The following is a 15,034-nucleotide window of genomic DNA, read 5'->3' on the forward strand; positions in this document are numbered from 1 at the left end:
AGGGCTCAATGTAGAATCAATAAATAAAACTTTTCATTATTTTATAAACATAACCTGATGATTTTGATACAGCATCAACAGTTTCAAAATAAGAATCATCCAAATCAATTTCTTTTAATTTAGAATAGAACAAGTCTTTATCTATAATATCGCCATAGTTTATGACACCTTCATCGACGTAAATATTATAAACATCTCTTAATAATCTAATCAAAGAAATAAACCCGACTGTTTTATTAAGCACGGATTTTCTATTTTTACTATCCCACGCATTAGGCCATAACTCACTAACCACAGAAAAGAAATTGTGTACAACAACAGCAATAGTTGAGTCATCTGAGTTAATGAAATTTTTACGGAAGGGCAATGCTCTAAAACTAGCATTATTATTATCAGGCAATTGCATGTTTTTTATTCCGATGAAATTTTTCTTTTTCCCTAATAAGATATCGCGATCTAAGCTTGGCCTCTTAGAAATCAATTTAACTATATTTTCAACAAAAGCAGCTTGTGTCAGAACTTCCGAATCGACGCCAGCTGTTTTAACCCCCAATCGTTTTATTCTTCTAAAAAATGGTGACCCTTCTCTTGAGTTCAAAATAACAGCTATCTGATGTGCCGTTTTTGAAGGGTTTCTAGCAAGAGCAAGAGACTCCAGATCGTAAACTAAGCTCTTATTAACTTTTGTCTGATTCTGATTGACCATTGTAAAAACTTGCGCTTGAGTATGTAAATCAGCCTCTACAAAAATAGTAACAAGAACTTCAAAATCTACTTTCTCATCATATTGAGAAATAAATGAAAAATCAGTTTCTTCAAAACCAGCCAGTCTATGCTGACCATCTAGTATTTTTGCTATTTTTCCACTCTGATAATCTTCAAACTTTATTGTAATTTCATTATCATCTATTTCTAAAAAATCCCCATTAATAGCGACAATGATAGAGTTAGGGAAAGTAGCATCAACGGATCCGATATATTCACGAATTTTTTTAACTCTGCTTTTATTCAGTTCGCGCTGAATCCCCAAATATGTATCAATATTATCTTCGGACTGTTCTTCTTCCAACCTTCTAACATCAGAGTAAGATATCGAATATAGATCACGAGCTTTCATAACACAGCAGTAAAACTCACCGATGGGCTGAGTAACTTTTAAAAATTTGGCTGTTATTTTTTTCATTTTTATTTACCACTCAATTTCGCATTTATATCATTTGCCAGTGCATTACGTTGCCTCAAATCTTCCATAGTTGGATCAATTCGCTTACTATGATCCTGCCATACACTGTAATACCAGACAAATATAGTAGAGAGTATAATTGAGACTCCAAGCCATACAAGATTTTCTGCGCTAACACTCATTTTCCTTGACAGAACATCTTCTAGACGGACAAAACTAAAAACATAAATCCCTGCAAAAATCGAATAAGCCGCCAATACAAATGAAACTATGCTTGTAATACCCTTTTTCTCTCTTAATGCTTTCTTATGTATATAAGGAACCAAAAAAGCTGAAGTATAAAGAAACACTTCACCATATCTAAAATTTGATATAAATGCTGAGCCAAAACTTGGTTCTGACCAAGAGGAAGCGATAATAGCGCCAACTATAATAGGTAACATTGAAAAAAATAAAGTTATAATAAATTCTAGGGTCACTCTCCCTAGGTGACAACTAACTCCACAGCAACCTTTCCAAGTAATCATTTATCTAACTCCCAAAACGCTCGATCCCGCATTTTCTTAACTCGCTTATCCCCATCAACATACAGGCTAAAATGCTTTTCAAGCTGCCGAATCTGCCCCATCAAAGACTCCTGCTCACCTTTATCATCAACGTTAAATACCGCCTTGATATCCGCGTTCCTAATCTCAGAAACACGATGGATTATCCAAGTTAAAATATAGGAGGCATAATTATTTTCCCCAGTCTTAAAGTGAGTAATCTCCTGCGTTGACAGGATCGCACCAACGCCATACTCACGGCCTTCTTTAAGGATCTTACGCAGACTAGAAAAATCCTGACGCATAAAGTTATCGGCTTCGTCCACCAGAATCATTTTGGTGAGCTGGCGATAATCCCCCCGCACCACCGGTTTACCGCGCTTTTGCATCTGAGCGTAAAACAGATCCAGCGTAAGTGCGACTACCAGGTTTTGCACTTCGGGCGGGTAGCCAGCCAGTTCAATCACGGTGACGCCGTCAATCAATTCGTACAAGCTGGTCATCTTCTCCGGGATGGTTTCGAATATCTTGTAACGCGCCAGTTTAGAAAGTGCTGCGTAAAGCGAATCTTCTTCGACCTTCTCCTGATCGAGGAAGCGCTGCCATACATCTTCAATCGTCGGCGCAGTCCGTGACCATGTTGCCGGATCTTCCGGCGAAATGCCTGCCGCTTCATAGCATTCTAAAATCAGATTTTCTAATTTGAGCTGCTGTTTATGGCCCAGCCCATAGGCTTTCGCCATCGTTTCCGATAGTCCACCAGCAGTGTGGATTGGTAGCATTGGCGTGTCGCCAAACAGAGATAAGGGGTTGTAAGGCAGCTTAAATAACTTGTACTTTTTCGCCCCCGTTGCATCAAGAAAAGCCTCATCCACATAGTCTGATTTGTAGTCGAAGATCAGCAAACCAATAGGTTTACCATCAACGTTACGGGACTGATTACGCATCAACTGTGTTACCAGCGATTTAGTAAACTGGGTTTTACCGGTGCCCATCGTTCCAATAATGCCGGTATTGGTATTCATGAACTTGGCGGTGTTGGTTGGCTCCCAATGTAACGGGCTCTGACGCGCAGCATCATGACCAAACAGGATCTGTAATGGAGTATCGCTAGTATCAGAAGTCGCCACCGATACAGCAGGCTGTAACGACTCCGGTTCCGAAATGGACTGTGCAGTAGTCGGCGTTGTGACTTCTACCACGACTTCGGGTTGTGACAGAATGGCATCACACCCAGACTTAAGCCGATATTTTTCCGGCACCCGGTAACGCTCGGCAAGAGGTAGTTCATCCCCCTGTGCGGCAATCAGCGAAGGTAACAGTGAATAAGGGATCTCAATCTGTAAGATATTCTCCGCCGTCTCTTTATAAGAGAGATCGAAGCAAGTTGCGCTGTCCACATGCGCCACGACGAAGCCGTCCGCATAGTCGGTCAACTCACCTAACTGATAGTCGCCCGTTAACCACCATTCACGTCTATCCAGCAAGGGAGCCAGTTTGTTGCTGTCCAGCACACCGTACAGACGCAGTTTCTCCACCTGCATCAACACCTGACGAATAAAAAGCGCCCGGTACAAGTGTGATGCCAGCGTTTGTGGTTCCAGAATGTCCTGCTGTAAGTAACGTTTCAACTCACGAGCCTGTTGGCCTGCATAGCTGTAGTCCGGTCGCGCCCCGGTTTTAACTTCCAGCGGCAACAGATAGAGGCGGCCTTCTTTAAATCCCACAAAGAGCACATCATCAGAGATCGCACCTTTACGATAACCCTGTAAATTTCTCGATAAATCACTCTCTTTCATTTTCAGCCCGACATTGCCGGACACGCGGATCATTTCGGCCACCGATAACGGAATCCAGCAAATATCGGACTGGTGCAACATTGATTGCACAAATTTGTAAGCTCCTATAATGCCGTGCTTCTCTTTACGCTCTCTTTCATTGGAACGCAGCATTTTCAGCAGCCATTCACCGTTAAAGGCATTAAATTCAGCCAGTAGATGCTGACTATCAACAGCAGGTTGCCCTGACTGGCTTCCGGTCTGGAGCAACCGCAGGAACAAATCAACCTGCTTCGTGACGGTGACGGCATCGTAGCCTGCGCAACTGGTGTACTGGTCAGAATAGTGGATAAGCACCACATCTTTCTGACTGGTGAAAAAGTCGAGGGTGACTTTAGGATCAATAATGGTGGTCCAGAGCGCGCTATTGTAAGAGTAATTGAGCAGCTGTTTAAAATTGCCACTCACTGCCAGGCCGATCCCTTGTCCATGATACTGGCTGTTGCTTTGACGTGCGGGTTGCCATAGGCAGCCGATTAGTCGGGCAAGACGCAAGGCGCAGTAGGACTCAGTATCCACATCTCGCAGTCCAAACGCGGTAAAGTAAGCATCCCCCTGCGTTTCGGCACCTTCCCCAGCTATCAATCCATGACACAATACCCCGCTGGACGCATCTTCAATGCGGATCTGGCGGCAATCCACAGGTGCTGTATTGGTGAAAAATGCCAGATGTGCATAGGCCAGCTTGTCGCTTTCTGACGGCAGGACAAACTTGCTGAACGTTAACCGGCTACGCAGCAGGTCAATCAGCATATCGGCTTCAGCCCGCCATACGCCGCTGTTCAGATCGAGATCGTTTTTAAGCTGCTCATAGCTACCACTTTCAGCAAAGTGATCGAACATATTGGGTAGCAAACGTTCATCGTAGCAGTTCACATGAACCGAAATAGCGTGCTCTTTTTCTTGCTTAAAATATTCTACTAATCCCAGAAACAGTTCTTTGGCATTCCCTTGATTATTGGCATTGATAATCAACGAACTGTTTTCAGCGCTCTGGAACAACCGGGCGTAAGCGTCTGTGAACTCATTGAGTTTGTCTTTTACCAGACGTTTAACGTAGTCATGGCTGACCTGCCGCTGAGGTACCGCATCAATCCAGAAGCGGTTTTCCTCCACCGGCTGTAGTTGCGCGTATTCATGCTCACTGTGGTAAACAAACGGCATTAACCCGGAAACCATCAAGCGATCAAGAGTGATCGGCGGTAGTGTGGCAAATGAAGCCGAATCGTGCTGTTCCAGCTCCGCAACGATAGTTTCTGCCAGTTGTAGATGGTAGGCCAGCACTAATGGGTGCAGTGGTGAGAGACGCTCATGGCTATCATTGCGGCAGATCCCCAGATGCAGAAGACGTTTCTCGTGCGCTGTCAGCGCTCTGCTCTGGCCGATTTGCTGGAGTGACTGCTCAAACGTAGTAACAATGTAGCTGACTAGTGTGCGATATTCTGCTGACCACGACACCAGGCTCGGTAGTGTGTTACGACGATGATAGTAGGCAAATAACTGCTCATAGGCGTTATGGAGATCGGGGTAGCTGGCAAGAAGTTCATCCAGCGCAAACTCACTATCGTCACTTCCCGTACCCAGCAGACGTTGCTCAATTAATGAGGCTTCCAGTATCAACAACTGCTGGCGTACACCTACGACCTTGTGTTCAGTATTATCGAGTATGATGCGCCCTTTTAGTCGGTTCCAGGTTGCATTACCCTCTTCTTTGAACAACTTATTGAAACGACTTTGGTCAAAAAGCAACGGCAACGTTAGCCCTTCTTCTGCTCCCGGCCCCTCGATGTTAAACGACAGACGGGAATCACCGGAAACGAGCGCAAACTGAACCAGGTCACTTTGATTTGCCAGCGTCTCAAAATTCACCTGAGCATAATGCAGGCAGTCGATGTCTTCGCTCTCGTCATCCAACGTACAGATCAAGTTGCCAGACTCGGCAATACGCAGCGTGTTATCTTCCAGTTGCAGGGTTATTTGATCTTTACCTGGCTCAACACGGTAGCAGTGCTGAATATCGTTTAGCCAGAATTGCCCCTGTTCGACCAATAACAGGCGAAATTTATACTCTTCGGCTGAATTATTACGGTTGGTCAGTTCGAGACTAAAGAAGCAGGGATGCCCATCAAAAGGCACCGACGCCATAATGCGGGAAGTCTTTCCGCCCGCCCGGCTGGTGCGCCAGAAAGGTGCATTCTTTAACTGACGATTATGGGCAATCCTTACCTGGTTATCCTGAAGATCATTACCCTGAAAACTGAACTCCAGCTCAGCCTTTGATTGCCCTGGCTGCACCTGCGCCAGTAGGCTGATGTCACGTTTGCCTGCCTTACTGGCGCTTTTCGCCCGTCGCCAAACCTCGCCGTTTACGACTGAGACGTTCTCCAGCACCAGTTTTTGTTCACTATTCTGTTCTTTCTCTTTCCTATAGTCGGAGAAATCGAGCTCACGCCAGTCATCTTTATCATAAAAATGCTCCTGAATGAATTTGGAACTAAACTCAGGCAGCACATTCTCCAGCTGTCCACTGTAGCGTTCAACACTATCTTCTATCTGGCGATATAATTTCCGGTTTTCATTCAGACGTGTGCGTAGTTGCTTCTGGCTATAGTTCAGTAGTTCATCATCTTTAAACAGATGAAGCTCGGAGAAATCCAGATTGCCATCATCCAGCAAGCGATACAGCGACGAGAAACCAAATACGGTCGCGCCTTCATCCAGTACCGTCGCCAGTTGATCCTCCAGCAAACAACGGGACAATTCCGAACAGTTACTATCAGTGGTAATAAGCTTTTCCAGTTGATGACTGAAAGTTTGTGGGTACCAGATAGCATCCGGTGCCGCTACGTCTTTCGTGCTGTTAATCAGGGTATCGAGCATACTGTTGTGAATAATCAACAGCGCTGTTTGGGCAAAAATGCCGCTGCGACCTGCAACTTCATCGCGCAAATGAGAAATGTAGTTTTCTGTGAATGCTGGAGCCTCGGCTCCGTGCAGTACAGGAATAAGCTGAACACCATTGCAGGGGAGGCAATCAATATATTGCCTTGGCGCAATTTCCAACTGATTGCCGTCCGCCAGAGAGACGAATGCTTCCCAGAGTTTTAGGGCATTATCGGGATCGGGAGATTTGAACTGGTAGCGCTCGCCGGGCTGAATGATGCCACCTACCCATTCAATAAAGGTTTCTGCCAGATAGGTTTCATACTGTTTTACGGACATACACGGCGTCTCCACTATCACTCATTCGCTCTACATTTCCCATGCGTTCATAAAACGCCACCAACGTTTGCGCCGACTGGTTGTCCAGATAAAAACCGCGCTGTTCAAAACCACGCAGCAGTTCATGCAGGCGGAGTTTGTCATTTTTGCCCACAGTGAGATTGGTCAGTAAGAGAAGACGATCCTGATTCAGCACCAGCACTTTCCCTGCCCGACCACGGACCTGAATGAAATCAGTGCAAATCTGGTTTTCCAGCTCGTTAATGTAGTTCTTATTTATATCCGCGCGGTTAGTTTTTTTATCCTGGAATTGCTCTATGGCAACGGATAATAGCTGTTTGAAAGCACTTTCCAGATTTGTAGCGCGTTCACGAGCTGGAAGATCTCGTTCTTCCTTACTAATAAATTTTTGTATGTAATCATTAAGCTCATCTAACACTTGATTTGGGGTGCCAGAATAACTCAAACAATCCTGATATACCTGCCAGAGAGGGCGTTTTTTCGCCCCTTTTACCTGCAACACCTCCAACGCGGAAAGTATCGGGAACAGTTTTTCTCTCTGGCTGGCGAATAACCTATAGCCATAACGTTTCACCTTTTCCCGTTCGGAGCTGGCTTTTTCGCTATCAAGAATAAAAAACAGTGATTTGCTTTGTGGTTCGCCATCCTGCCAGTTGTCCAGATTGAGCGCTAGTTGAGCGCACCAACTAAAAGCGTACAAACGTAGGGTGTTGGTCAATTCCTGTAAAAGGTACTGTGGATGTTCTGCCAAAAATGCCAGATCAGACTGAAAACACGTTACCATATACGGAAGATACGGTTGCTCTTCGGCAAACGGTCCTTTCCCCAACAGCTTTATTTTTTCATTGAGCTTATTCAGCATTTGCTGCTCGATGAAGTTCAGTCTGTCCTGTATGGGATAACTAAGGCTGAAATCTCCCATCAAATTGGCAAACAGTGTGCCAAGTCGTTTATCTGCCGTTGAACCCGCACTTATTTTTTCACCATTAAACTGGGCGTGGAACAGTAAAAAAAGTGGGGAGACACGGAAAATATCCTGACTGGAAAAATACATCCGTTCCAGCACGGACCAGAATGCAGGCTCATCAAGCAGCTCCTGCAGATGTATTTTACAATCTTCACGGAATTGTTCGGGATCGTAAGCTTCGATTTTGCGTTTCAGGGCGTAGCTAAGGACCAGACCGGTGACGAATTGCCAGCTAATATCGTTATTTTTATTGCGCACAGGCAGGTAACTATCCAGTTGATTGTTACCCACTTTTAACTCGTTTGCGATAGGGTACATTCTGCTAGCTCTCCATACCGCTAATAGTGATCATATCGTCATCCGCCTTTGCACGATAAACTCGTTGTCTGCCATCATAAAATTTGATTTCGCTGCTGGATTTAGCCTGCTCCGCGATCAACTCAACAATTTCATCCAGTAACACGATGGCATTTTTATCGTATTTATTCGGACGATAGCCATTATTCAACTTGTCCAATAATTCGAAAAAATTAAGCCCGATATGGATATGCGGCAGTGGATTTCGCCCCACCTTTAAATAGACATCGAAGCCAGTTGGATGAGCCGTATGTTTATTACGAATAGCATCCCAATCAGGCTTCACCTCTACCGGTGCGGTTATTTTTACCCCACCAAACTCCCCCAAAAAGAACTCTTCTTTTTGCATACTTAATTCAGGAGCTTTGCGGTTAGCATAGCGCTGGATACCCGCGATAAGCTCAAAAGCATAGAAGCGATTCAGTAATCTTTTTTGCTCCGGAGCTGCTGTGTAATTTCTATGCAAGTGCCAGATTTCTGAGTAACGTTCAAACAACGATTCGTTAAAGAACGCGGAAAATCTCCGATGATAATCATTACCCAACGATTCGTGCTGTAATAGCCAGAAAAGCCGGATCAAGGAGGTTGCGTCACCGGACTTAACGCTCTGGCGATCAAACTTAATGTGCAACGGCCCAAGTGCGGCTAAAAAACCATCGAGACCAGCGTCAACCAGTCCCAGTTCATAGCGCAAAACAAACTGATCAAGTTCATAGGTGTGCAATCTGGCAGGATCAAAATCGGAAACTTTTTTAATCAGATCATTTTCTGCACCGATGAAGAGGTTATCAAATAAGTAGCCAGGTCCCATCAGCAGATGATGCAAAAAATCTAGCAGCGCTCGGGTTGTAACAAACTGGTCTTTAATCAACCGCGCTTTAAAGAGCTGCGTAATTAATACATTCTGCACGCCAGGCATGCAAAGCAATTTAAAGTTTGCGACCTCTTTTAGATCTGGATTAATTGACTCATCGCGCCGAAAGATAAACTGAAATAAATTATTATCATCGTCACGAGTTAAGTTATCTAATAAGGTTTTAATAAATGATGAATAGTTTTTATTTTCGTTAAACTGAAATTTAGGATAGTGTTCAAAATCAAAAAAAGAACAATTCTCGTTACGGTAAGGACGGCTTGCAACTTGCTGCCCTGATAAAAATGAGTCAATTGCAGACCGGATCACCTTATGGCATTCAGCGCCTTCTCGGGCAAAGTTAGCAAGCATTCCGGTGTTGATGCCAATGAGCAATGGAGATGACTGCTGATGATGATTAGCAAATAACTCATTCAAAGCATCAATGGCTGATTGTCGAGGGGCAAAGCTATGAGTGGCATCCAGATGGAAAATAAATCGCCGCTGATAACGCGGATCTGACTGACAGCGAGTTAAAATTTCGGACTTTCCGTCCCCGCTACTACCGCACAAAAAAATGATTTCACCGGGTTTAGCAACATCCAGATAGCGTTGTAATTCGGTTTCAATTTCTTGTTTAACAAAGAGTTGTTCCTTTAACTGATCGAACTCATCCTTCTGACGGTGTGTCACGGTGGTGACGGAAAACGAAGATGACTTCGCAAGTACACCCAACGCTTTACGTAATGTGATTGCGCTCATAACTTCATGTTCTCTAAAGTAGGAATACACCTATTCTATAAAAGCTACCCACTGATATCTATAGGCTCTTTGACACATTCATTACGAGCAATTTCAAAATTGTATATTTTCCTGTCCGTCCACGAAACACATCCAGAGATGGCGGGTCAAGTCCATCCATCAACCAGCTTCACTTTGGAAGCTGGTTGATGGGTTGTATATTAATTAAACATATACACTACATATTACCCCGATTGACTTTTGCATAGTCAAACGGCGTAATCCCACTCTCCCGATTCCCATCCAGAAAGTCAGCCCACCATTGCAGCATCAGTTTGCGTTCATCCAGATGCTCCGCCTTATGGATGTAAGCAGCACGCACAGAGTTACGCTCCATATGGCTCATCTGACGCTCTACCGCATCCCTCGACCACAACCCTGATTCAATCAACGAGCTACAGGCCATTGTTCTGAATCCATGCCCACAAACTTCAACCTTCGTGTCATATCCCATGACGCGCAGTGCCTTGTTCACCGTGTTTTCGCTCATGGGCTTACGAGGGTTATGATCGCCAACGAAAACAAAATCACGCTCGCCACTAAGCTTGTGAACCTGTTTAAGGATTTCTAATGCCTGGCGAGACAGCGGTACTAAATGAGGCGTACGCATTTTCGAGCCACGCTGTGAATGCTTCACTCCTTCAATAGCTTCTCGTTCAGCCGGTATTGTCCACATTGCCGTTTCAAAATCGATTTCAGACCAACGCGCAAAGCGCAATTCACTGGATCGAATGAAGATTAACAAGGTGAGCTCAACAGCCAAACGGGTCAAAGAGCGTCCCGTGTAACCATCAATTCGGTGGAGCAGTTCAGGCAGGCGTTTCAGCTCAAGCGCAGGACGATGGACACGGTTACTGGAAGCAACCGCACCTGCCATTTCCTGGGCTGGATTGTAATCAATCAAGCCACTTTGAACGGCATACCTCATTATGGCTGTTGTCCGTTGCTGAAGACGAGAAGCTACTTCAAAACGGCCTGTAGCTTCTACAACTTTGATAGGGGCAAGCAGATCGCGAGTTCTCAGCTCCTCAATACTACGTTTGCCGATTGCATGGAACAGATTATCTTCCAGACTTTTTAGCACCCGTCGACTGTGTTCCTCTGACCATTTCTTGTTAGTTGCATGCCAATCTCTGGCAACAGACTCAAAGGTAATGGCCTCTTTTGCCTGCTCCTCTTTTACAGCACGCTTATGCCCGCGAGGATCAATTCCTGCAGCAACAAGCTTTCTGGCCTCTTCCCTTTTTTGACGAGCATCAGCCAGTGACGTTTCAGGGTAAACCCCAAACGCCATTAGGTGCTGCTTACCACCAAAACGAAAACGGAACCGCCAGTATTTTGAGCCGTTAGGGTGAATCAGCAAAAACATGCCATCCCCATCGACAAGGGTGTACTCCTTTTCCTGCGGTTTCGCAGAACGCACTTTGATATCTGTCAGAGCCATAAAAGTTCTCCTTCCATGTGCCGCTGTGAGTATACAACCATTATCGAACCAGCATATATACTCGGTTCTATACTCACAAGCAGCTTGATGTGGGTTGACTCAGATTGACTTCTGTTGAAAGGAAAATCGCGGAAAGCCTTGTGTGGCACGGATTTAAGGCACAAAAAAAGACGTCCGTTGACGTCTATTGATGTTCCGATGGTGCCGAAGGCCGAACTCGAATCGGCTCTTCATTAACTAACTCTGGCAACGTTTCCATCCAATCGCAATCCATCCAAATAGTCTCCATACCACTGCATCATCTCTTTCCTCCCTTCAAGATACTGCGCATGGTTATAGGTCCCGCGAATCGCGTTCTTGTCCACATGCGCGAGCTGGGTCTCAATCCAAGCAGTGTTGAATCCTTCCTCATGCAAGATTGTGCTCATGGTGTGACGAAAACCATGTCCGGTTGCTCTCTTATCGTAACCAATCCTTTTAATAACCATATTGATGCTGGCTTCGCTCATTGGTTTATTAACATCGTTTCGACCTGCAAAGATAAACTGGTAAGTACCGGTCAATTGCTTTAGTTGCCGAAGTGCTGCTAAGGATTGAGCAGAAAGGGGCACTATGTGGGGTCGCCTCATCTTCATTCTACTTTTCGGTATTTCCCAGATATGGTTTTCGAAGTCGATTTCACTCCATTCTGCCATACGTAATTCGACGGTTCGTAAGCCCGTAAGCATGAGTAGTCGGGTCGCCAGAAGCGTTACTAGACTGCCGGTGTATTGTGAAAGCTTTTGTAAAAACTCGGGTAGCTCAGCAGCAGTAAGAAAAGGATAATGTTGTTTCTCGTACCCCTGTAAAGCACTACCAAGATCAGCCGCAGGGTTGTACTCGGCTCGGCCAGTAACAATAGCGTAACGGAACACTTCGCTACAACGTTGGCGCACTTTACTGGCAAGCTCCGGCGCACCTCGCTTTTCCATACGCTGCAATACAGACAGAAGCTCCAGTGGCTTTATCTCATTAACCGGCTGCGATCCAACAAAGGGAAATACATTGTTTTTGAAGGCCCGGTTAACATAGTCAGCGTAGTTTTTTGACCAGCCAGAAACTTTTGCGTTGTACCACTCAACCGCTATCGCTTCAAAAGTATTCGTAACCGATAGTTTTTGGGCAAGTAGTTCGGCTTTTTTAACTTCACCGGGATCTTTATCATTTGCCAATGTTTTTCTCGCTTCATCGCGCTTAGTGCGGGCTTCCGCAAGTGAGATGTCAGGATAGGTTCCGAACGAGAGTTTTTTCTCTTTACCGGCAAATCGATACTTCATTCGCCAGTACTTTGAACCGTTAGTATTGACCATGAGATAGAGCCCTCCGCCATCAGCGAGTTTATAGGCTTTATCTCTGGGCTTTGCAGTCTCGACCTGACGAGCATTCAGTGGCATTTGGGGGCCTCATTTTCCGTTGAACAGGATAAGCCCCCACTTAGGCCCCCAAACGTTTATTGATTCACGTAGATATGGGTAGACTTCAGTTGACGTCGCATAGCCTGAGAAGAGGAGTTATGGCTGATTATAAAAGGTTTTTATTGAATTCGGTAGACATCAGGAGAGTTATATCTGGTGTCCCCTGCAGGAATCGAACCTGCAACTAGCCCTTAGGAGGGGCTCGTTATATCCATTTAACTAAGGGGACGAAGCGGCACGAGTATAGCGTTTTTTACTCACAACGGTAAGCCTCAGGCCGCCCGACTGCTCAAACAGTCACCATTTAGTCCTGTTTTTTCTGGTTTTTCTGTTTTTGCTCATCACGCTTTGCTTGCAACCTGGCTTCTTCCTTGCGTTTGTTGCTCATATCATTGCGGATCTGCGCATGGCTCATCAGCGCGAAGATAAACGTTCCGCCACAGATATTTCCGGCGAGCGTTGGTAGCGCAAAGGGCCAGAAAAAATCACTCCAGTGCAGCGTGCCATTAAAGACCAAGTAGAGAATTTCCACCGAACCGACGACGATGTGCGTGGTATCGCCCAGCGCAATCAGCCAGGTCATCAGAATAATAACCACAATCTTTGCCGCACCGGCGGCGGGAAACATCCATACCATTGTGGCAATTAACCAGCCAGAAATGATGGCGTTGGAAAACATCTCCGTTGGCGTGTTTTTCATCACATCCATGCCGATTTTGACAAAAGCATCGCGGGTTTCTTCATCAAAAATCGGCATATGCTCAAACGCCCATGCGGCAACTCCGGTGCCAATAATATTACCCAGCAGAACCACGCTCCACAGGCGCATCAGCAGGCCAAAATTGCCGAGCGTAGGGTTTTGCATTACCGGCAGGACGGCGGTGACGGTATTTTCGGTAAACAGTTGCTGGCGGGCCATAATGACAATTATAAAGCCGAAAGTATAACCGAGGTTCTCCAGCAAAAATCCTCCAGGCACACCTTCCAGTTGCACATGAAAAATTCCTTTAGCCAGTAGCGAGGCGCCCATCGACAGTCCCGCAGCGATGGCTGACCACAGTAGCGCCATCGCGTCGCGCTCCATTTCTTTCTCCCCATCCTGGCGGATATGTTCATGGATCGCCATGGCGCGGGAGGGGAGTCTGTCCTCATCGACCTCAATCTTTTTACCCTCTAGCTTTTCGTCACTGTCGACCTGAAGTTCATCGCTGTGCCGATCAATCTTTTCGTTCTCAATGTCATTCATAGCCGAATCCTGAATTAGCACGTATTGCTAAAGCGTAGCGGCTTTTGTCCGAAAATCAGCGGGAGAAAGTCTGAGATAGCAAAAATGGTAACGTTTGTTTTTATTGGGGTAGCTAGAATAGAGCCGCCGCGGAGTGCGCATTACCAGGCTATGATCAAATCAGTAACACAGGGTATATAGACATCATTTGACGTGCTGTTACAATCGCTCACATCTAAACAGGCGGATACGTCATCGTTCCGTCATGGATGGCAATCAGCGATAGCCATAATACACAGGGAGACACTTATGAAGCTTCGCCTGTCGGCGCTTGCGCTGGGAACCACACTTTTGGTGGGGTGTGCGAGCTCTGGTACTGAACAGCAGGGGCGTTCGGACCCATTTGAAGGGTTCAACCGCACCATGTACAACTTCAACTTTAATGTTTTAGATCCATACGTTGTTCGACCGGTGGCAGTTGCCTGGCGTGATTATGTCCCGCAGCCGGCGCGTAACGGTTTGAGCAATTTTACCGGCAACCTTGAAGAGCCGGCCGTTATGGTCAACTACTTCCTGCAAGGCGACCCCTATCAGGGGATGGTGCACTTCACCCGTTTCTTCCTGAACACCCTGTTAGGTATGGGCGGATTTATCGACGTGGCGGGTATGGCTAATCCGAAGTTACAGCGCGTTGAACCACACCGTTTTGGTAGTACGTTAGGCCACTATGACGTTGGTTATGGACCGTATATGCAGCTTCCATTCTACGGCAGCTTCACGCTGCGTGATGATGGCGGCGACATGGTGGATACGCTGTATCCGGTACTGTCCTGGCTGACCTGGCCGTTGTCGATAGGTAAATGGACGGTTGAAGGGATTGAAACCCGCGCGCAACTGCTTGATTCCGACGGTCTGCTGCGTCAGTCTTCCGACCCTTACATCATGGTGCGAGAAGCTTACTTCCAGCGTCATGACTTTATTGCGAACGGTGGGAAACTCAAACCAGAGGAAAACCCGAACGCGAAAGATATTCAGGACGATTTAAAAGAGATCGATTCTGAGTAAGGAAGGATGAAAATAAAAAGGTGAGCTAAAAAGCTCACCTTTTTTATATCTGAAGAAAA

General features: G+C 45.8%; 9 protein-coding genes and 1 tRNA gene. 1 reads left to right on the forward strand and 9 read right to left on the reverse strand.

Annotation, left to right across the window (positions count from 1 at the left end):
* Positions 1-16: 16 nt before the first annotated feature.
* From HV229_RS07740 to HV229_RS07780, 9 genes are all read right to left on the reverse strand, one after another.
* A complete protein-coding gene (locus HV229_RS07740; protein ID WP_181547210.1) occupies positions 17-1,183 on the reverse strand; it encodes a DGQHR domain-containing protein in 1,167 nt (388 codons plus the stop codon).
* Positions 1,184-1,185: 2 nt separating this feature from the next.
* Complete coding sequence (locus HV229_RS07745) at positions 1,186-1,710, reverse strand: hypothetical protein (protein ID WP_181547212.1); 525 nt, start codon at positions 1,708-1,710, stop codon at positions 1,186-1,188.
* Positions 1,707-6,788 (reverse strand): DNA phosphorothioation-dependent restriction protein DptH, encoded by a 5,082-nt coding sequence (gene dptH, locus HV229_RS07750; protein ID WP_181547214.1) that lies wholly within the window; start codon positions 6,786-6,788, stop codon positions 1,707-1,709. Before dptH ends, HV229_RS07745 begins: the two co-directional genes overlap by 4 nt.
* The gene (gene dptG / locus HV229_RS07755; protein ID WP_181547216.1) at positions 6,769-8,094 is read right to left on the reverse strand and encodes a DNA phosphorothioation-dependent restriction protein DptG; all 1,326 of its coding nucleotides are present in this window, start codon (positions 8,092-8,094) and stop codon (positions 6,769-6,771) included. Before dptG ends, dptH begins: the two co-directional genes overlap by 20 nt.
* Positions 8,095-8,098: 4 nt before the next feature.
* The gene (gene dptF / locus HV229_RS07760) at positions 8,099-9,748 is read right to left on the reverse strand and encodes a DNA phosphorothioation-dependent restriction protein DptF (protein WP_181547218.1); all 1,650 of its coding nucleotides are present in this window, start codon (positions 9,746-9,748) and stop codon (positions 8,099-8,101) included.
* Between the two features lie 217 nt (positions 9,749-9,965).
* Positions 9,966-11,231, reverse strand: a complete 1,266-nt coding sequence (locus tag HV229_RS07765) for an integrase arm-type DNA-binding domain-containing protein (RefSeq protein ID WP_181547220.1) — start codon at positions 11,229-11,231, stop codon at positions 9,966-9,968.
* Positions 11,232-11,464: 233 nt separating this feature from the next.
* Entirely contained in the window at positions 11,465-12,664 is a 1,200-nt protein-coding gene (locus HV229_RS07770) for an integrase arm-type DNA-binding domain-containing protein (protein ID WP_007851503.1), read from the reverse strand.
* A gap of 175 nt (positions 12,665-12,839) precedes the next feature.
* Positions 12,840-12,914: transfer RNA gene (locus tag HV229_RS07775), tRNA-Arg, on the reverse strand.
* 75 nt (positions 12,915-12,989) lie between these two features.
* Positions 12,990-13,931: a formate/nitrite transporter family protein gene (locus tag HV229_RS07780; RefSeq protein ID WP_046275561.1), complete on the reverse strand. Its 942-nt coding sequence runs from the start codon at positions 13,929-13,931 to the stop codon at positions 12,990-12,992.
* Between the two features lie 288 nt (positions 13,932-14,219).
* Between HV229_RS07780 and mlaA the strand changes: the two genes are divergently transcribed.
* The gene (mlaA, locus tag HV229_RS07785) at positions 14,220-14,975 is read left to right on the forward strand and encodes a phospholipid-binding lipoprotein MlaA (RefSeq protein WP_003028190.1); all 756 of its coding nucleotides are present in this window, start codon (positions 14,220-14,222) and stop codon (positions 14,973-14,975) included.
* The last annotated feature ends 59 nt before the right edge of the window (positions 14,976-15,034 follow it).

Origin of the sequence: Citrobacter sp. RHBSTW-00524 (assembly GCF_013747755.1) — a bacterium.
In the GTDB taxonomy this organism is placed as follows: domain Bacteria; phylum Pseudomonadota; class Gammaproteobacteria; order Enterobacterales; family Enterobacteriaceae; genus Citrobacter; species Citrobacter braakii.

Bases quoted from the DNA above. Each gene is read 5' to 3' on its own strand.
- HV229_RS07740 (WP_181547210.1), bottom strand. From the start codon at position 1,183: ATGAAAAAAATAACAGCCAAATTTTTAAAAGTTACTCAGCCCATCGGT.
- HV229_RS07745 (WP_181547212.1), bottom strand. From the start codon at position 1,710: ATGATTACTTGGAAAGGTTGCTGTGGAGTTAGTTGTCACCTAGGGAGA.
- dptH (WP_181547214.1), bottom strand. From the start codon at position 6,788: ATGTCCGTAAAACAGTATGAAACCTATCTGGCAGAAACCTTTATTGAA.
- dptG (WP_181547216.1), bottom strand. From the start codon at position 8,094: ATGTACCCTATCGCAAACGAGTTAAAAGTGGGTAACAATCAACTGGAT.
- dptF (WP_181547218.1), bottom strand. From the start codon at position 9,748: ATGAGCGCAATCACATTACGTAAAGCGTTGGGTGTACTTGCGAAGTCA.
- HV229_RS07765 (WP_181547220.1), bottom strand. From the start codon at position 11,231: ATGGCTCTGACAGATATCAAAGTGCGTTCTGCGAAACCGCAGGAAAAG.
- HV229_RS07770 (WP_007851503.1), bottom strand. From the start codon at position 12,664: ATGCCACTGAATGCTCGTCAGGTCGAGACTGCAAAGCCCAGAGATAAA.
- HV229_RS07780 (WP_046275561.1), bottom strand. From the start codon at position 13,931: ATGAATGACATTGAGAACGAAAAGATTGATCGGCACAGCGATGAACTT.
- mlaA (WP_003028190.1), top strand. From the start codon at position 14,220: ATGAAGCTTCGCCTGTCGGCGCTTGCGCTGGGAACCACACTTTTGGTG.